Source organism: Streptomyces sp. CA-135486 (assembly GCF_050936555.1).
GTDB lineage: Bacteria > Actinomycetota > Actinomycetes > Streptomycetales > Streptomycetaceae > Streptomyces.
Window position 1 is genome coordinate 49778 of record NZ_JBNJMM010000001.1, and the last position, 16839, is coordinate 66616.

The 16839-nt window shown below is 70.7% G+C and carries 15 protein-coding genes and 2 tRNA genes; 13 read left to right on the plus strand and 4 right to left on the minus strand.

What is annotated here, in order from left to right; translation table 11 throughout:
• Positions 1-74 precede the first annotated feature (74 nt).
• Entirely contained in the window at positions 75-518 is a 444-nt protein-coding gene (locus ACQEVG_RS00250) for an SSI family serine proteinase inhibitor (protein WP_432975161.1), read from the minus strand.
• Between the two features lie 268 nt (positions 519-786).
• Here ACQEVG_RS00250 and ACQEVG_RS00255 point away from each other — a divergent pair.
• From ACQEVG_RS00255 to ACQEVG_RS00310, 12 genes are all read left to right on the plus strand, one after another.
• A tRNA-Ser gene (locus tag ACQEVG_RS00255) sits at positions 787-880 on the plus strand.
• A 183-nt stretch (positions 881-1063) separates the two neighbouring features.
• A tRNA-Arg gene (locus ACQEVG_RS00260) sits at positions 1064-1136 on the plus strand.
• A gap of 142 nt (positions 1137-1278) precedes the next feature.
• Complete coding sequence (locus ACQEVG_RS00265; protein WP_432975164.1) at positions 1279-2157, plus strand: arginase family protein; 879 nt, start codon at positions 1279-1281, stop codon at positions 2155-2157.
• A 132-nt stretch (positions 2158-2289) separates the two neighbouring features.
• Complete coding sequence (locus tag ACQEVG_RS00270) at positions 2290-3162, plus strand: DUF2797 domain-containing protein (RefSeq protein WP_432975167.1); 873 nt, start codon at positions 2290-2292, stop codon at positions 3160-3162.
• A gap of 97 nt (positions 3163-3259) precedes the next feature.
• On the plus strand, positions 3260-3604 hold the full coding sequence (locus tag ACQEVG_RS00275; protein ID WP_432975170.1) for an antibiotic biosynthesis monooxygenase family protein: 345 nt from the start codon (positions 3260-3262) through the stop codon (positions 3602-3604).
• Complete coding sequence (locus ACQEVG_RS00280; RefSeq protein WP_432975173.1) at positions 3591-4472, plus strand: amidohydrolase family protein; 882 nt, start codon at positions 3591-3593, stop codon at positions 4470-4472. Before ACQEVG_RS00275 ends, ACQEVG_RS00280 begins: the two co-directional genes overlap by 14 nt.
• A gap of 67 nt (positions 4473-4539) precedes the next feature.
• On the plus strand, positions 4540-5277 hold the full coding sequence (locus ACQEVG_RS00285) for a response regulator transcription factor (protein WP_432975176.1): 738 nt from the start codon (positions 4540-4542) through the stop codon (positions 5275-5277).
• The gene (locus ACQEVG_RS00290; RefSeq protein WP_432975179.1) at positions 5277-6896 is read left to right on the plus strand and encodes a sensor histidine kinase; all 1620 of its coding nucleotides are present in this window, start codon (positions 5277-5279) and stop codon (positions 6894-6896) included. Before ACQEVG_RS00285 ends, ACQEVG_RS00290 begins: the two co-directional genes overlap by 1 nt.
• A gap of 26 nt (positions 6897-6922) precedes the next feature.
• The gene (locus ACQEVG_RS00295; protein ID WP_432975182.1) at positions 6923-8233 is read left to right on the plus strand and encodes a glycosyltransferase; all 1311 of its coding nucleotides are present in this window, start codon (positions 6923-6925) and stop codon (positions 8231-8233) included.
• Positions 8230-10410 carry an ArnT family glycosyltransferase gene (locus ACQEVG_RS00300; RefSeq protein WP_432975185.1) on the plus strand — a complete coding sequence of 727 codons (2181 nt, stop codon included), beginning with the start codon at positions 8230-8232 and terminating at the stop codon, positions 10408-10410. The genes ACQEVG_RS00295 and ACQEVG_RS00300 overlap by 4 nt, the downstream gene beginning before the upstream one ends.
• Positions 10411-10480: 70 nt before the next feature.
• Positions 10481-11992 carry an MFS transporter gene (locus tag ACQEVG_RS00305; RefSeq protein ID WP_432975188.1) on the plus strand — a complete coding sequence of 504 codons (1512 nt, stop codon included), beginning with the start codon at positions 10481-10483 and terminating at the stop codon, positions 11990-11992.
• Positions 11993-12028: 36 nt separating this feature from the next.
• Entirely contained in the window at positions 12029-12805 is a 777-nt protein-coding gene (locus ACQEVG_RS00310; protein WP_432975191.1) for a TetR/AcrR family transcriptional regulator, read from the plus strand.
• 27 nt (positions 12806-12832) lie between these two features.
• On the opposite strand, the gene ACQEVG_RS00315 is transcribed toward ACQEVG_RS00310, so the two are convergent.
• The 3 genes from ACQEVG_RS00315 to ACQEVG_RS00325 form a co-directional block, all read right to left on the minus strand.
• On the minus strand, positions 12833-13300 hold the full coding sequence (locus ACQEVG_RS00315; RefSeq protein WP_432975194.1) for a PPOX class F420-dependent oxidoreductase: 468 nt from the start codon (positions 13298-13300) through the stop codon (positions 12833-12835).
• Between the two features lie 188 nt (positions 13301-13488).
• A complete protein-coding gene (locus ACQEVG_RS00320; protein ID WP_432975197.1) occupies positions 13489-15909 on the minus strand; it encodes an MFS transporter in 2421 nt (806 codons plus the stop codon).
• A gap of 20 nt (positions 15910-15929) precedes the next feature.
• Complete coding sequence (locus tag ACQEVG_RS00325; RefSeq protein ID WP_432975200.1) at positions 15930-16403, minus strand: MarR family winged helix-turn-helix transcriptional regulator; 474 nt, start codon at positions 16401-16403, stop codon at positions 15930-15932.
• Positions 16404-16599: 196 nt separating this feature from the next.
• Here ACQEVG_RS00325 and ACQEVG_RS00330 point away from each other — a divergent pair, with 196 nt between their 5' ends.
• The gene (locus ACQEVG_RS00330) at positions 16600-16821 is read left to right on the plus strand and encodes a hypothetical protein (protein ID WP_432975203.1); all 222 of its coding nucleotides are present in this window, start codon (positions 16600-16602) and stop codon (positions 16819-16821) included.
• The last annotated feature ends 18 nt before the right edge of the window (positions 16822-16839 follow it).

Below are 16839 nucleotides of genomic sequence, written 5' to 3' on the forward strand. Positions count from 1 at the left end.
CAGCGGATGCGCGGGCGCGGCGGATGAGGGGGAGCTCTCACCAAGGTTGTGTGCACATGGCGTACGCCTTGGGCTTATGACCTGGTGTTCGGCAGTAGGGGTTCCAGGGTCTGCCAGCGCGAGATTTCACAGCCGTTGGTCCGGCGGAACGTGGCGTCCACCTCACGTCCCTGCCAGGTGCCAGTGACCCGCGCGGTGGCCGGCCCGCCCATCTGCTGCGTACACATCTGGTCCTCCGGCACCGGAGCGAAGGGGTCCTGACCCTCCTGCGCGAGCTGCTCCAGCCGTTCGCAGGCCCCTTCCGCCGCGGGATGCGTCCCACCGGCGGGCCCGCACTCGAGCTCGTATCTCCCGTCGGTCCGCGTGTTCCCCGTCTCGGCGACGGTGACCGTCAGATGATCCGCCGGCTCCGACAGCAGCGGCAGCGGAAGGGGAAGGGGCGAGGCTCCGGCGACGGGTACGCCGCCGACGAGGGCGGCGGCGGAGACGGTTGCGATCAGGACGATGCGACGCAGCATGGGTGCTCCTTGAACAGAAGGTCACGGTTTCGTGCGAGGCGCGGGGCGCCTGCATCTCTAACGCTCCGCGCGCTCGGGCGTTGCGCAACCCGGCCGCCGCCTCCGGGGGGACGCGCGGCGCCCGGCTCGCGGGTCTGAGGGGGACACCCCCATGCCCCTGGACTTTGCCCTGCGGCCCGCGTGCCTAGTACCGTGGACAGCGATTGGTGACACCCCGCTCGGCTGTGTCATCATCTGCACGCACCACTCGCGCCCGCGCGGGTGTGCTGGAGGCGTCGCCTAGTCCGGTCTATGGCGCCGCACTGCTAATGCGGTTTGGGTCTTAAAGCCCATCGAGGGTTCAAATCCCTCCGCCTCCGCCAGTTGATCACCGAAGCCCCGTCCTGATGGCCGGGGCTTCGGTCGTTCGCGGGGGGCTTCGTGCGGGCGTTTCTGGGGTGTTTTCGCAGGTCAGGTGGGATGCGGTTAACGGATTTCACCTGACGGCGCGGGTCATGTAATGTTGTTCCCGCAACGCCGACCAGGCAGAATAGCCCGGAACGCAAGCACTCGTAGCTTAACGGATAGAGCATCTGACTACGGATCAGAAGGTTGCAGGTTCGAATCCTGCCGAGTGCACACAGTTGAGAGGCCCCTCGGAGAAATCCGGGGGGCCTCTTGCATTGCCCGTACGGCAGCGAAGTGCGGCAACCGCGGGCCGCGCGCGGCGATGCGGCATACGCACCACAATGGGCATCCCCGCCGACGATTGGGGTGTCCAGTGCGAGAGCTCGCGATCATCGAGGCCCCGTCAGTCCTCGGGCTGCGGCCGACCGGCGTGGAGGGCATGGCCGCGGCCCTGCTCGGGGCCGGGTTGGCGGACGGCCTTGGGGCCTTGGCGGGTGGGCGCGTTGACGCACCCCCGTACGACCCGAGGCGGGACCCTGGCTCCGGGGTGCTCAATCCGGGTGGGATCGCGCAGTACTCCAGCAGGCTGGCGGACCGTGTCGGCGAGGTGATCGACCGCGGGCTCTTCCCTGTCGTCCTCGGCGGGGACTGCAGCATTCTGCTCGGCAACCTGCTCGCGCTGAGGCGGCGCGGACGTTACGGCCTGCTGTTCCTGGACGGGCACAGCGACTTCTATCAGCCGGACGCCGAGCCGGCCGGGGAGGTGGCCTCGATGGAGCTCGCCCTGGCGACGGGGCGTGGGCCGCGGGTGCTCAGTGATCTGGAAGGGCTCGGGCCGCTCGTGCGGGACGAGGATGTCGTCGCCCTCGGATTCCGGGACGCAGCCGAGTCGGCGGGTGCCGGGATGCAGCCGTTGCCGGACGCGTTGCATGCGGTCGACCTCGACGGGGTGCGGGCCGTGGGGGCCGCAGCGGCGGCGCGGCACGCGGTGGGGCGGCTCGGCGAGTACTGGGTGCATCTCGATGTCGATGTGCTGGACGACGCGGTCATGCCCGCGGTCGACTACCGGCTGCACGATGGGCTGAGCTGGACCGAGTTGGAGAGCGTGCTGCGGACGGCCCTTGCCGACGAGCGGGCCGTCGGGTTCGATGTCACGATCTTCAATCCCCGCCTCGATCCCGACGGGAGCATCGCCGCTCGGCTGGTCGAGTGTCTGCGCCGCGGTCTTGCGGCGCGGACAGGTGGCACCTAGCGCCGGCAGACGGCGCCGGGCAACGGCAGCCGACGCCGGTAACCGGCGCGCGTTCGCGGCAACCGGGCACAAGGCCGCGACCCCTGTCCGCCGGCTCGGGTAACCTCCCCGTTTTCGGCCGGAGGTGTGTGTATGGCATGGCGGTGCGCGGGGCTCAGCTGGCCGCAGGGGGCACGGATGCCCGTACTCCGTTGGGAGGGCGGCCCGGTCAGTCCGCTGACCGGCGGAAAGGAGCTGGGGTTCCGGGCCGAGGGGCAGCGGCAGTGTGTCGGGGCGCGCGGAAATCCCTGTCCGACCGTGGCCGTCGTCGCCGGGCGGGGGACACAGGCACGGTGTGCCGAGTGCGCGCGGCTGGACCGGGCGCATTCGGTGGCCGCCGACACCATCGCCGACGACCCCAGGACGTACCGCGTCTATCTCGCCTGGTTCGGTCCTGCGATGGTCAAGGCCGGCATCACCGCCGAGGAGCGCGGGCCCGCGCGGCTCCTCGAGCAGGGGGCCGTCGCCTTCAGCTGGCTGGGCCGCGGTCCGCTGATGGCGGCGCGGCGGACGGAGGAGCTGCTGCGCAGTGCGCTCGGGGTGCCGGACCGGATTCCGTACGCCGACAAGCGCGCCGTGCGCACAGCGCTGCCGGGCGCGGCGGAACGGGCCGCCGAGCTGGCGGAGCTGCACCGGCGTGCGACCGGGCTCGCCGGCTGGGCCGAGTCGCTGGAGCGGCTGGAGTTCGAGGCCGTCGACCACGGGGAGATGTTCGGGCTCGACGGGCTGCCGCCCGCGACCGGCGTGGTGCGCGAGCTGGTGGACGGCGGGGTGGTCGCGGGGCGCCTGCTGGCCGCCGCCGGGCCCGATCTGCATCTGCGGACGGCCGGGGACGGGCTCGTCGTGCTTGATACGCGGCTGATGACCGGGTGGGCGCTGGTCGGCGCGGACTCGGCGGCGGGGGTGACGGTGCCCGTCGCCGAACTCCGCGCCGGCCCGGACTCCGTGCAGGACGGGCTCTTCTGACCGGCGCCGACGCGATGGTCAAGTCTTGGATCCCGTTCGGATCCCTTACGGCAGTGAGGGTGGACACCCGCCTGACCGGGACCGGAAGGTGGGCGTCATGAGTATCACGAGCATCAGGCCTGTCGACGCCCATGAACCGCCCTACTGCACCGTCGTCTTCACCTCGGTTCTGGCCGAGCGGCCCGACGGATACGCCGAGACCGCCGAGCGGATGAAAGAACTCGTACAGGACGTGCCCGGCTTCCTCGGATACGAGTCCGCCCGCACCCCCGGCGGACTGGGCATCACCGTCGGCTACTTCAGAGACGAGGAAGCCATAGCCGCCTGGCAGCGGAACCTCGATCACCAGGCGGCGCAGAAGCGCGGACGCGCCGAGTGGTACGAGAGCTACACCGTCCATGTGGGCAGGGTCGAGCGGAGTTATGGCTTTGAGCGAGGCTGAGGACGTCAGGAGGTTCTGGAAGCGGCTCGGACTGCCCGGCCTCGTCGACATACACACCCACTTCATGCCCGAGCAGGTACTGAAGAAGGTCTGGGCCTACTTCGACGCGGTCGGGCCGCTGACCGGCATGGAGTGGCCGATCGCCTACCGCCACGAGGAAGAGCAAAGGGTCGCTCTGCTGAGGGAGTTCGGGGTGCGCGCCTTCACCTCGATGCTCTATCCGCACAAGGCGGGCATGGCCGCCTGGCTGAGCGGCTGGGCGGCGGACTTCGCCGCGCGGACGCCCGAGTGTCTGCACACCGCGACGCTCTTCCCCGAGGAGGGCGTGGACCGGTACGTACGAACGGCGGTCGAGGGCGGGGCGCGGGTCTTCAAGGCGCACCTCCAGGTCGGGGCGTACGACCCCAACGACGCGCTGCTCGATCCCGTGTGGGGGCTGCTCGCCGAGGCCCGTATCCCGGTGGTGATGCACTGCGGGTCCGGGCCCGTGCCCGGCAAGCACACCGGGCCCGAGCCGGTGGGGCGGCTGCTCGCGCGCCATCCGCGACTGCGGCTGGTCGTCGCGCACATGGGCATGCCGGAGTACACCGACTTCCTGGAACTGGCGCAGTCCTACGACGGTGTGATGCTGGATACGACGATGGCCTTCACCGATTTCAGCGAGCGCTTCAGCCCCTTCCCGAAGAGGGAGCGGGCACGGCTGCTGGACGTGCGGGACCGGGTGCTGCTCGGGACGGACTTCCCGAACATTCCGTATCCGTACGCCCATCAACTTCAGGCGCTGGAGCGGCTGGAGCTGGGAGACGACTGGCTGCGTGCCGTCTGCCACGACAACGGCGCACGGCTGTTCGCGCTCCCCTCCTCTTAGCTCTTTCTCAGGGAATTCACAGGAAAGTGAAAGGTGCCTCTCAGGGCGGGGTCGCAAGGTGACCAGCATGACCACGACCTCGCCCCAGGGGCGTACCGAAATGCTCAGGCCGGACGGCAGCCCCGTCCGGGTGCTCGTCGTGGACGACGAAGCGGCGCTGAGCGAGCTGCTGTCGATGGCCCTGCGTTACGAGGGCTGGGAGGTGCGCAGCGCCGGGGACGGGGCGGGCGCGGTGCGTTCCGCGCGCGACTTCCGGCCCGATGCCGTGGTGCTCGATGTGATGCTGCCCGACATGGACGGGCTCGCCGTGCTGGGGCGGCTGCGGCGCGAGCTGCCCGAGGTGCCGGTGCTCTTCCTCACCGCCAGGGACGCCGTGGAGGACCGGATCGCCGGGCTGACGGCGGGCGGCGACGACTATGTCACCAAACCGTTCTCGCTGGAGGAGGTCGTGGCCAGGCTGCGCGGGCTGATCCGGCGCTCCGGGGCCGCGACCGTACGCAGTGAATCCCTGCTCGTCGTGGGGGACTTGACCCTGGACGAGGACAGCCACGAGGTCTGCCGGGCCGGCCAGTCCATCCATCTGACGGCGACCGAGTTCGAGTTGCTGCGCTTTTTGATGCGCAATCCGCGCCGGGTGCTCAGCAAGGCGCAGATCCTCGACCGGGTCTGGTCGTACGACTTCGGCGGCCAGGCCAATGTCGTCGAGCTGTATGTCTCCTATCTGCGGAAGAAGATCGACGCGGGGCGGTCGCCGATGATCCACACCCGGCGCGGGGCCGGCTATCTGATCAAGCCCGGTGACTAGTGCGTAGCGCGCGCGGACGGCGGCGCAGATGGTCGCTGCGGACCCGGCTCGTGGTCTCCGCGGTGACGCTGATCGCGGTGGTGGCGGCGGTGATCGGGACGGTCACCACGATCGCCTACCGCACCTATCTGTACGGCCAGTTGGACAGGCAGCTGGCCACGGTCGGCCACCGTGCCTCCGGCCAGCCGGTCACAGCCGAGACGCCCCAGCTCTTGGGCGGGCCGGGCAGGGAGCCGCTCGACTTCGTCATCGGCGGCGGTACGCCGACGGGCACCGTCGGCGCGCGGCTCGACGAGAGCGGGGCGGTCGTCGAGGCCGCGGCCAGCACCGAGCCGAAGGCGAACGAGCTGGGGCCGCACCGGAGCCTGCTCAACGAGGCGCAGTCCAGGGCGCTGGCCGAGGTCCCGCGGGACGGCCGCCCGCACACTGCTGAGCTGCCGGGCCGCGGCGACTACCGGGTCGAGTACGTCTCCGGGGTCCGCGGCTCCTATCTCGTCGGGGTCCCGTTGAGCGACGTACAGAACGCGCTGGGGACCCTGATCCTGGTCGAGGTCTCCGTCACCGGCGCCGGACTGGTCGCCGCCGGGATCGCGGGCGTCGCCCTGGTCGGCTTCGCGCTGCGGCCGCTGCGGCGGGTCGCCGCGACCGCGACACGCGTCTCCGAACTGCCGCTGCACAGCGGCGAAGTGGCCCTGCACGAGCGGGTCCCGGACGCCGAAGCCGATCCGCAGACCGAGGTCGGGCAGGTCGGCGCGGCGCTCAACCGGATGCTGGGACACGTCGGTTCGGCGCTCACCGCGCGGCAGGAGAGCGAGACTCAGGTGCGGCAGTTCGTCGCGGACGCAAGCCATGAGCTGCGTACGCCACTGGCGTCGATCCGCGGATACGCGGAGCTGACCCGGCGCGGCCACGAGCATGTCGGTGCGGACACCCGGCACGCCCTGGGTCGGATCGAGGCCGAGGCGACCCGGATGACAGGCCTGGTGGAGGATCTGCTGCTGCTCGCGCGCCTCGACGCCGGACGCCCGCTCTCGTACGAGAGCACTGATCTTTCCCCGCTGGTCGTGGACGCTCTCAGCGATGCGCGCGCGGCCGGCCAGGACCACACGTGGCGGCTCGAGCTGCCGGTCGAACCGGCGACGGTACTGGGCGACGGCGCTCGGCTCCATCAGGTGCTGGTCAATCTGCTGGCGAACGCCCGGACGCACACACCACCCGGGACGACGGTCACCGCGCGCGTGCGGTGCGGCGGTCCGGAGGTCGTGCTGGAGGTCGAGGACGACGGTCCGGGTGTACCGCCCGAACTCGTGCCGCACATCTTCGAACGGTTCGCGCGTGGTGACGCGTCCAGGTCCCGGCACGCCGGATCCACCGGGCTCGGCCTGGCGATCGTGCAGGCAGTCGTCACCGCGCACGGCGGGACGGTCGCGGTGCGGTCCGAGCCGGGGCGCACGGTCTTCGCCGTGCACCTGCCCGCAGTCCACGCACCCGCAGTCCACGCACCGGCCGCGCACGTCCCCGGTCCCTACGCGCACACCTCGCCCGCGTACGCCGCGCACGCTTCCGGCCCGCCCGCGCACGACTCACAGACAGGCCACAGGCGCATCACACAGCCGTGACAGCGTGTCCCCCGAGTGTCGATGTCATGCGAACCGACACCCCAAGGGGGACCCTGCCGGCCCGGGAGCATCTGCTCGCCGACACGGCCGGCCTGCCCGTACTCGATGTGGTGATCCCGGTCTACAACGAGGAGGCCGACCTCGAGCGGTGTGTCCGCAGGCTGCACGACCACCTCCTGCGGACCTTCCCGTACGGCTTCCGGATCACCATCGCGGACAACGCGAGCACCGACAGCACGCCCCAGGTGGCGAGCCTGCTCGCCCACTCCATCGCCGAGGTGGAGGCGTACCGGCTGGAGGAGAAGGGGCGGGGGCGGGCGCTGCGCGCCGTCTGGTCGTACTCCGACGCTCCCGTACTGGCGTACATGGACGTGGATCTGTCCACCGACCTCAACGCCCTGCTGCCGCTGGTCGCGCCGCTGATCTCGGGCCACTCGGATCTCGCGATCGGGTCCCGGCTCGCGCGCTCGTCGCGGGTGGTGCGCGGCGCGAAGCGGGAGTTCATCTCGCGCGTCTACAACCTGATTCTGCGCGGCTCGCTCGCCGCCCGGTTCTCCGACGCCCAGTGCGGATTCAAGGCGATACGGCGCGAGGTCGCCGAGCGCCTGCTGCCGATGGTCGAGGACACCGGCTGGTTCTTCGACACCGAGCTGCTGGTGCTTGCGGAACGCGCCGGTCTGCGCATCCACGAGGTGCCCGTGGACTGGGTCGACGACCCGGACTCGACCGTGCACATCGTGAGCACGGCGACCGACGACCTCAAGGGCGTCTGGCGGGTGGGGCGTGCGCTGGCGGTCGGCGCGCTCCCGCTGGACCGGCTGGCCCGGCCCTTCGGAGACGATCCGCGCGACCGTCAGCTGACCGGGGTGCCGGGCGGACTCGCCCGCCAGCTGGTCGGCTTCTGCGTCGTCGGCGCGCTCTCCACGCTGTTCTATCTGCTGCTGTACTCGCTCTTCAGGGCGGGGGCCGGGTCCCAGGTCGCCAATGCCGGAGCGCTGTTGCTGTCGGCGCTCGCCAACACGGCCGCGAACCGGCGGCTCACCTTCGGGGTACGGGGCCGGGACCGCGCCCTACGCCATCAGGCCCAGGGCCTGGTCGTGTTCGGCATCGGTCTCGCGCTGACGAGCGGCTCGCTGGCTGCCCTGTCGGCGGCCGCGGGGAATCCGTCGCACGCCACCGAGCTGACGGTCCTGATCGCCGCGAACCTGGCGGCGACGGTGCTGCGGTTCCTCCTCTTCCGGGCCTGGGTCTTCCCCGACCGGAGCCACGACGAGCCCGCCGTGGCCGGTGCCGCCGACGCCCCTGAACTTCTTTACGACGTGAGGAACACCCGATGACCACGACTCTTCCGCACGACGGGTCCCCGGTGGCCCGGGCGGCGGGCCGGCCGCATGCCGGTCCCGACGCCGGACCGCTTGCCCGCCTCCGGCGCGGGCGCGCCGACGACGCTCCCTGGGTGCGCCCCGCCTTCCTCGGCCTCCTGCTGGTCACGGCGCTGCTCTATCTCTACGACCTCAGTGCGTCCGGCTATGCCAACTCCTTCTACTCCGCCGCCGTACAGGCCGGCAGCGAGAGCTGGAAGGCCTTCTTCTTCGGCTCCTCCGACGCCGCGAACTCCATCACCGTCGACAAGCCCCCTGCCGCGCTCTGGCCGATGGCCCTGTCCGTACGGCTATTCGGGCTCGGCTCCTGGCAGATCCTCGTCCCCGAGGTGCTGATGGGTGTCGCGACGGTGGCCGTGGTGTACGCAGCCGTACGCCGGCGCTTCACCCCCGCCGCGGGCCTCATCGCGGGCGCGGTGCTCGCGGTGACGCCCGTGGCCGCGCTGATGTTCCGCTTCAACAACCCGGACGCGCTGCTCACGCTGCTGATGACGGTGACGGTGTACTGCGTGCTGCGCGCACTCGAAGGCGCACGCACGAAGTGGCTGCTCTGGGCGGGTGTGGCGATCGGCTTCGCGTTCCTGACGAAGACGCTGCAGGCGTTTGTGATCCTGCCGCCGCTGGCTCTGGTGTACGTGGTGTGCGCGCCGACGACGCTGGGGCGTCGGGTCGGCCAACTCGCCCTCGCCGGTCTTGCGGTGATCGTATCGGCAGGCTGGTGGGTGGCGATCGTCGAACTGTGGCCGGCGTCGTCGCGCCCGTACATCGGCGGCTCGCAGAACAACAGCTTCCTGGAGCTGACCTTCGGCTACAACGGCCTCGGCCGTATCAACGGCAATGAGACCGGCAGCGTCGGGGGCCGCGGTGGCGGAGGTGGCCGTGGTGGGGGCGGCTGGGGCGAGACCGGCATCGACCGGATGTTCAACTCCACCATCGGCGGCCAGATCTCCTGGCTGCTGCCCGCCGCGCTGCTGCTGCTCGTGGCGGGGCTCGTCGTCACCTGGCGCGCCAAGCGTACGGACACGGCCCGGGCGGCGTTCCTGGTGTGGGGCGGCTCGCTGCTGATGACAGCGGGGATCTTCAGCTTCATGGCGGGGATCTTCCACGAGTACTACACGGTGGCGCTGGCGCCGTACATCGCGGCGCTCGTCGGCATGGGTGCCACGGTGCTGTGGGAGGAGCGGACGAAACTGCTCGGCTCGGCGGCGCTGGGTGGCACGGTCGCGGTGACGGCGTACTGGTCGTACACACTCCTCGGCCGGAGCTCGGACTATCTGCCGTGGCTTGGGCGGGCCGTGCTGATCGGCGGTCTGGCGGCCGCGGTCGGGCTGCTGTTCGCGGGCCGGGTCGGGCGTCAACTGGCGCTGGGGGCAGCGGCGTTGGGTATCACCGCTGCGCTGGCCGGGCCGGTGGCGTACTCCCTCACGACGGTGAGCGAGGGGCATGCCGGGTCGATCGTGACGGCGGGACCGGCGTCGATGCGCGGCGGTCCGGGCGGTGGCGGTATGCGCGTCGGTCCGGGTGGTCCTGGCGGTATGGGCGCCCGGATGCTGCCGCCCGGCCAGCAGGGCCAGCAGGGCCAGCAGGGTCAGGGCCGGCAGGGCGGCCCCGGTGGCGGCATGGGCCGGCCCCCGAACGGCGGGCAGTTGGGCCAGGGTCAGGGCCGCACAGGTCAGGGCGCACCGGGCGGCCAGGGCGCACCGGGCCAGGGTCAGATGCCCGGCGGCTTCCCCGGCCAGGGCGAGCGCGGCATGGGCGGCGGCGGCATGAGCGGCCTCCTCGGAGGCGCGAAGGTCAACGCCGAGGTCGAGGCCAGGCTGAAGCAGAATGCCGGCGACTACACCTGGGTCGCCGCGGCCATCGGCTCCCAGAACGCCGCCAGTTACCAGCTCGCCACCGAGAAGCCGGTGATGGCGATCGGCGGCTTCAACGGCAGCGACCCCTCCCCGACGCTCGCGCAGTTCAAGCAGTACGTGGCGGACGGAAAGATCCACTACTTCATCGCGGGTGGCGGCCAGGGCGGCGGCCCCGGGGGCAACTCCAGCTCCTCGATCACCAGGTGGATCGAGGCGAACTTCACCAAGGTCACCGTGGACGGCACGACCCTGTACGACCTGACCGCGAAGAAATAGCCCTATACGGTGTATGGCAATTCCTTGTACGGTGTACGGCGATATCCCGTACACCGTACAAGGAGTGTGTATGACGGCAACGACCGCCGAGAACCACACGGCCCCCACGGGCCGCCATCCGCAGCGCTGGCTGATCCTCGGCGTCATCTGCCTCTCCCAGCTCACCGTGCTGCTCGACAACACCGTGCTCAGCGTTGCGATCCCCTCCCTCACCCGGGAGCTGGACGCGTCGACCGTCGACATCCAGTGGATGATCAACGCGTACTCGCTGGTCCAGTCGGGGCTCCTGCTCACCGCGGGCAACGCTGCCGACCGCTACGGCCGCAAGAAGATGCTCGTCTGCGGCCTCGCACTCTTCGGCCTGGGCTCACTCGCCGCGGGCCTCGCGCAGTCCGCGACCCAGCTGATCGCCGCCCGCGCGGGCATGGGCGTCGGCGGCGCGCTGCTCATGACCACGACCCTCGCGGTCGTCGTGCAGATCTTCGACGACGCCGAACGGGTCAAGGCGATCGGCCTCTGGTCCACCGTCAACTCCCTAGGCTTCGCGGCCGGGCCGCTGATCGGCGGGGTGATGCTCGATCACTTCTGGTGGGGCGCGATCTTCCTGGTCAACATCCCGGTCGCGGCGATCGGACTGTTCGCGGTCCTCGCGCTCGTACCGGAGTCCAAAAACCCTCAGGGGGACCGTCCCGACCTGCTCGGCGCGCTGCTCTCCACCGTCGGCATGACGGGGGTCGTGTACGCGATCATCTCCGGGCCCGGGCACGGCTGGACCTCCACCGAGGTGCTGGCCCCGGCGGCGGTCGGCGCCCTGGTCCTCGGGGGCTTTGTCCTCTGGGAGCTCCGTATCCCGTATCCGATGCTCGACATGCACTTCTTCCGCAACCAGCGCTTCATCGGAGCGGTGGCGGGCGCGATTCTCGTCGCGTTCGGCATGGGCGGCTCGCTCTTCCTGCTCACCCAGCACCTTCAGTTCGTCCTCGGACACGGGCCGCTGGACGCGGGTCTGCGTACGGCGCCGCTCGCGCTGACCGTCGTCGCCCTCAATCTGACGGGCGTCGGGGCACGGCTGGTGCCGAAGCTCGGCACGCCGGGGACCATCGCGGTGGGGATGACCCTGGTGGCCGGTGGGCTGGCGGCGATCGCGGTCCTCGGCGGGCGGTACGGGTACGGCGGGATGCTGCTCGGTCTTGTGGTCATGGGCGCGGGCGTGGCGCTCTCCATGCCGACCATGGCCAACGCCATCATGAGCGCGATTCCGCCCGAGAAGGCGGGGGTGGGCGCGGGCGTGAACGGCACGCTCGCCGAGTTCGGCAACGGTCTTGGCGTCGCCGTCCTGGGCGCGGTCCTGAACTCCCGCTTCGCCGCGCTCGTACCGACCGTGGTCGGCGCAGCCTCGCTGCCCGCCGCGCTGGCGGCCGCGGACGGCCCTGCGGAACGCGTCCGCGTATCCGACGCCTTCGCCTCGGGGCTTCAGACGAGTCAGCTGGTCGGCGCGGTGGCGGTGCTGGCCGGTGGCCTGCTGGCCGCGATGCTGCTGCGGCGGGCCGAGCGGGCAGACTCACCCAAGGCAGCGGCATAGCATCGGGACCGGGGGCGAGTTCGAGGAGGATGCGCGATGGTGAGTGCGGCCGACCGCGCGAAGGGTCCCGCGCGGACCAGCGTCTGGCTGGAGGGAAAGGCGGACCGGGACCGGGGCCGTAAGTCGGGCCAGCCGGCCGGACTGGACCGCGACAAGATCATCGAAGCGACGGTACGGCTGCTGGACTCCGAGGGCGCTGCGAAGTTCTCCATGCGCCGCCTGGCCGCGGAGCTGAACGTCACCGCGATGTCGGTCTACTGGTACGTGGACACCAAGGACGACCTGCTGGAGCTCGCCCTCGACGCGGTCTTCGGGACCTTCCCGCTGCCGGACGTGAGCCCGGAGGGCGACTGGCGCGAGCAGTTGCGGGAACTGGCCACGGGATACCGGGATCTGCTGGTCCGCCACCCTTGGGTGTCGGCGCTGATCGGCACGTTCCTCAACATCGGCCCGCACTCCATGGCCTTCTCGACGGCGGTGCAGCAGGTCATGCGCAACACGGGCCTGCCGCCGCACGGCCAGATGGGTGGTCTTTCGGCGGTTTTCCAGTTCGTGTACGGCTTCGGCACGATCGAGGGCCACTTCATCGCGCGGTGCGCGGCGGCGGGGATGAGCCAGGACGAGTACTTCCGCGAGGCGATGGGGACGATCAGCGAGCAGCCGGCCTTTGCGAAGAGCTTCGAGAGCGCGACGGAACTGATGGAGGCGCGGGGCGGGGACACGGTGGAGGAGATGAGGGAGCGGGACTTCAGCTTTGCGCTGGACCTGCTGGTGGCGGGGATCGAGTCGATGGTGGCGCGGTCGAAGGGGTAGTGGCGGGGCGGGGGACCAGACCTCCGCCTAGGACCCGCTCAGCCTCGCGGGGAAACCGCCCGTCGCCACCGGCCCCCACCTCTCCGGTGTCACCCGGATGAGCGACTTGCCCTGCTTCACCATCGCCTCCCGGTACTCATCCCAGTCAGGATGCTCCCCGGAGATGTTCCGGAAGTACTCCACCAGCGGTTCCACCGAATCCGGTGTGTCGAGTACCTCCGCCGTGCCGTCGATCTGGACCCACGGGCCGTCCCAGTCGTCCGACAGGACGATCACGCTCACCCGCGGGTCCCGCTTCGCATTGCGGGTCTTCGCGCGCTCCGGGTAGGTCGAGACGACGATCCGCCCCGAGTCGTCGACCCCGCACGTCAGCGGGGACCCCTGCGGGGTTCCGTCGGCGCGCCGCGTGAGCAGGATCGCGCGGTGGCGGGGGCGTACGAACTCCAGCAACTGCTCCAGATCCACCGAAGTGTTGCTCGCGATGTTGGGTGCCATGCACCGCAGCCTAGGTGAGTTCCCCCTGCACCGCCTGGATCGCCTCCCGCGTCCGTATCTGTGCGTGCAGTCCCATCCCGTTTCTCTCTTTCTCTCCTTGCGCACGGAGCGGGGGCGGCGGGCCGTCCCCTGCCCGCCACCCCTCGGACCCGGCCGCCTCTCCGCTCGAAGCACGGCCGGGGGATCAACTACTCGCCGGGGTGGGCGAGTTCGATGTCGTGGCCGTCAACCCCGCCACCGGCCACCGTCAGCGCGCTCGCCACCGGCGGGTACCCGGTCGCGACGACCGTGTACTCCCCCGCGTCCAGGTCGGCGAAGGCGTACGCCCCGTCGTCACCGGTCGTCACGGACGCGACCACATTCCCCGCGGCGTCCACCAGGGTCACCCGGGCATCGGCCAGCGGCCGGTGTGCCGCGCTGCGGACGGTTCCCTGGAGCAGCGCGCCGGCCTGCAGGACCGTGTCGATACGGGTCACGCCCTGGCCGCCGATCTCCACGGGCTGCGCCAGCGGCCGGAAGCCGGCTGCGCTCACCGCGAAGGTGACCGGCCCCGGCACCAGCTCGCCGAACGCGAACTCGCCACCTTCCGCGCTCCTCCCGGTCGCCAGCACTTCGCCGCGCCCATCGGTCACGACGACCATCGCGCCCTCGACCGGTGTTCCGCCCTCGGCGGCACGTACGGTCCCGGCGAGACCACTGGTCCCGGCGAGGAGGAGGTCGTAGGCAAGCGGCTCGTCGCCGACGACCACCGTGGACGCCTGGGGCTGGAAGCCGTCGGCGGAGGCGATCAGTACGTACGAACCCGCGCCCGGCGCGTCCAGGGCGTAGCTGCCGTCGGCCTGGGCGACCGAGCGGCCGAGCTGGCGTCCGGCCGGGGAGATGAGCGTGACCGTGGCCTGCGGCGCCGCAGCGCCCTCGCTGCCGCGCACCACGCCGCGTACGACTGCCGTGGTGACGACGGCCGCCGGAGCCCCGGGAGCGTCAGCGGCTGCAGGGGCCGCGGCAGCCGCGGCAGCGGGCTCCTGCGGCTTCGCGTGGCTCTTCAGCGCCACTTCCTTGATGAACAGCGTCACCAGGAACGCCAGCAGCGCGAACGGCGCCGAGTACAGGAAGACATCGCCGACACCGTGCCCGTACGCGCCCTCCATCACCGTGCGGATCGGAGCCGGCAGCTTGTCCATGTCGGGGATGCCGCCGCCCGTGCCGCCGCGGCCCAGCGCCGCGCCCTGCGGGCCGAGTTCGGCGAGCCCGTCCTTGACGTAGTGGGTGACCCGGTTCGCCAGAACCGCGCCCAGCGCCGAGACGCCGATCGCACCGCCCAGCGAACGGAAGAAGGTGACGACCGACGAGGCGGAGCCGAGGTCCTCCGCAGCGACCTGGTTCTGCGTGCACAGCACCAGGTTCTGCATCATCATGCCGAGGCCGAGACCCAGGACGGCCATGAAGACCGCGATGTGCCAGTACTCCGTGTCGTACCGGATCGTGCCCAGCAGCCCGAGGCCCGCCGTCACCAGCGCGCCGCCGCTGACCAGCCAGGCCTTCCAGCGTCCCGTCTTGGTGATGATCTGGCCCGACAGGGTCGACGAGACGAACAGGCCGCCGATCATCGGGATGGTCATGACGCCGGACATCGTCGGCGACTCGTCGCGCGCAAGCTGGAAGTACTGGCTGAAGAAGACCGTGCCCGCGAACATCGCGACGCCGACGAAGAGCGAGGCCAGCGAGGCCAGCGTGATCGTGCGGTTGCGGAAGAGGCGCAGCGGGATGATCGGCTCGCTCGCCTTCGACTCGACGAGGAGGAAGAGCCCGCCGAGCGCGACCGAGCCGCCGACCATCGCGTACGTCTGCCAGGAGATCCAGTCGTACTTGTCGCCCGCGAAGGTCACCCAGACCAGCAGCAGCGAGACCGCCGCGCTGATGAAGAACGCGCCTGCCCAGTCGACCTTGACCTGCCGCTTCACGACCGGGAGCTTCAGGGTCTTCTGCAGGACGATCAGCGCGATGAGCGCGAAGGGCACGCCGACGTAGAAGCACCAGCGCCAGCCGAGCCAGTCGGTGTCCGTGATGACGCCGCCGAGCAGCGGGCCGCCGACCGTGGCGACGGCGAAGGTCGCACCCAGGTAGCCGCTGTACCGGCCGCGCTCACGCGGCGCGATCATCGCGGCCATGACGATCTGCGCGAGGGCGGTGAGACCGCCGACGCCGATGCCCTGGACCACACGGCAGGCGATGAGCATGCCGGTGCTCTGCGCGAGACCGGCCACCACCGAGCCGGCCACATAGATGATCAGGGCTATCTGGACCAGCAGTTTCTTGCTGAACAGGTCCGCGAGCTTGCCCCACAGCGGGGTGGTGGCGGTCATCGACAGCAGCGCCGCCGTGACCACCCAGGTGTAGGCGCTCTGCCCGCCGCCGAGGTCGGAGATGATCTGCGGCAGGGCGTTGGAGACGATCGTGGACGACAGGATGGCGACGAACATCCCGAGCAGCAGCCCGGACAACGCCTCCATGATCTGCCGGTGTGTCATCGGCGCGCCGCCGTCGGAGGCGTGACCGCCGCCGTGCCTGGCGTGGCCGCCCCGCACACCGGTTGGTGTGGTCGTAGCCATTTACTTCCTTTTCTTCTGTTTCAGCACACGGGTGTACGGGAGTACGGCTCATCGTGAGGGCGCGCCCTGCAGTCTCCGAAGGAGTCGCGCAGGCGTGCCAGCATCGCGATGAGCTGTCCGACGTCGTCGTCGGACCAGTCGTCCAGATTGCGGGCGAACGCGTCGGCGGTTCGCTGGGCGAGTTCGTCGATCATGTCCAGCCCCGCAGGGGTGAGCCGCAGGATGCGGGAGCGCCGGTCTCCCGGGTCGGGGAGCCGTTCGATCCAGCCGCGCTCGGCGACGTGGGCGACGTGCCGGCTGGTCACCGACATGTCGACGGCGAGGAGCTCGGCGAGCCGGCTGATCCGCATCTCACCGTGCCGGTCCAGCAGGGTGAGTACAGCGGCCGAACCGGACGGGCACTCGCCGGGAAGCATCCGCGCGAGGCCGCGCTTCACGGCGCCGAGGGCGCTGAGCTGGCGCGCCAGTTCCGCGTACTGACTCTGTGCGGCCACGGCCGACCCTCCCGACATCTTGTTGCTTAGGGCAACCATAGAAGCTGTTGGTTGCTACAGGCAAACGAAATGGGGGCTTGCGGTGGTAAAGGAACATCAAAGGCTGCGCACGCCGCGAGTCATGGTCATGGAGGGTGTGTGTCTGCTGACCGCCCGGGGTTGGGCCTCGCCGGAGGGTTCGCTAAGGTCCTGCCCCATGGCACACAACCCCCACGCTCCCCAAGGTCAGGGCCCCGAGGGCAATTACGACCCGGCGGGCAGCACCCAGATGTTCCGGGCCTTCGTCGACGAGGGCGCGCCGCAGGGCCGTCGGGCGCCGGCGCCGGCCCCTCAGTCCTCTTCGCGCATCGGACTGATCGTCGGCGTGATCGCGGCCGTCCTGATCCTCGGCGCGGTGGCCTGGCTCGCCCTCGGCTAGGTCGTTCGTCCCTCAGCC

Coding starts and splice junctions, on each gene's coding strand:
- ACQEVG_RS00250 (WP_432975161.1), bottom strand. CDS start 518: ATGCTGCGTCGCATCGTCCTGATCGCAACCGTCTCCGCCGCCGCCCTC.
- ACQEVG_RS00270 (WP_432975167.1), top strand. CDS start 2,290: ATGGCATGGCGGTGCGCGGGGCTCAGCTGGCCGCAGGGGGCACGGATG.
- ACQEVG_RS00275 (WP_432975170.1), top strand. CDS start 3,260: ATGAGTATCACGAGCATCAGGCCTGTCGACGCCCATGAACCGCCCTAC.
- ACQEVG_RS00285 (WP_432975176.1), top strand. CDS start 4,540: ATGACCACGACCTCGCCCCAGGGGCGTACCGAAATGCTCAGGCCGGAC.
- ACQEVG_RS00295 (WP_432975182.1), top strand. CDS start 6,923: ATGCGAACCGACACCCCAAGGGGGACCCTGCCGGCCCGGGAGCATCTG.
- ACQEVG_RS00300 (WP_432975185.1), top strand. CDS start 8,230: ATGACCACGACTCTTCCGCACGACGGGTCCCCGGTGGCCCGGGCGGCG.
- ACQEVG_RS00305 (WP_432975188.1), top strand. CDS start 10,481: ATGACGGCAACGACCGCCGAGAACCACACGGCCCCCACGGGCCGCCAT.
- ACQEVG_RS00310 (WP_432975191.1), top strand. CDS start 12,029: ATGGTGAGTGCGGCCGACCGCGCGAAGGGTCCCGCGCGGACCAGCGTC.
- ACQEVG_RS00315 (WP_432975194.1), bottom strand. CDS start 13,300: ATGGCACCCAACATCGCGAGCAACACTTCGGTGGATCTGGAGCAGTTG.
- ACQEVG_RS00320 (WP_432975197.1), bottom strand. CDS start 15,909: ATGGCTACGACCACACCAACCGGTGTGCGGGGCGGCCACGCCAGGCAC.
- ACQEVG_RS00330 (WP_432975203.1), top strand. CDS start 16,600: ATGGCACACAACCCCCACGCTCCCCAAGGTCAGGGCCCCGAGGGCAAT.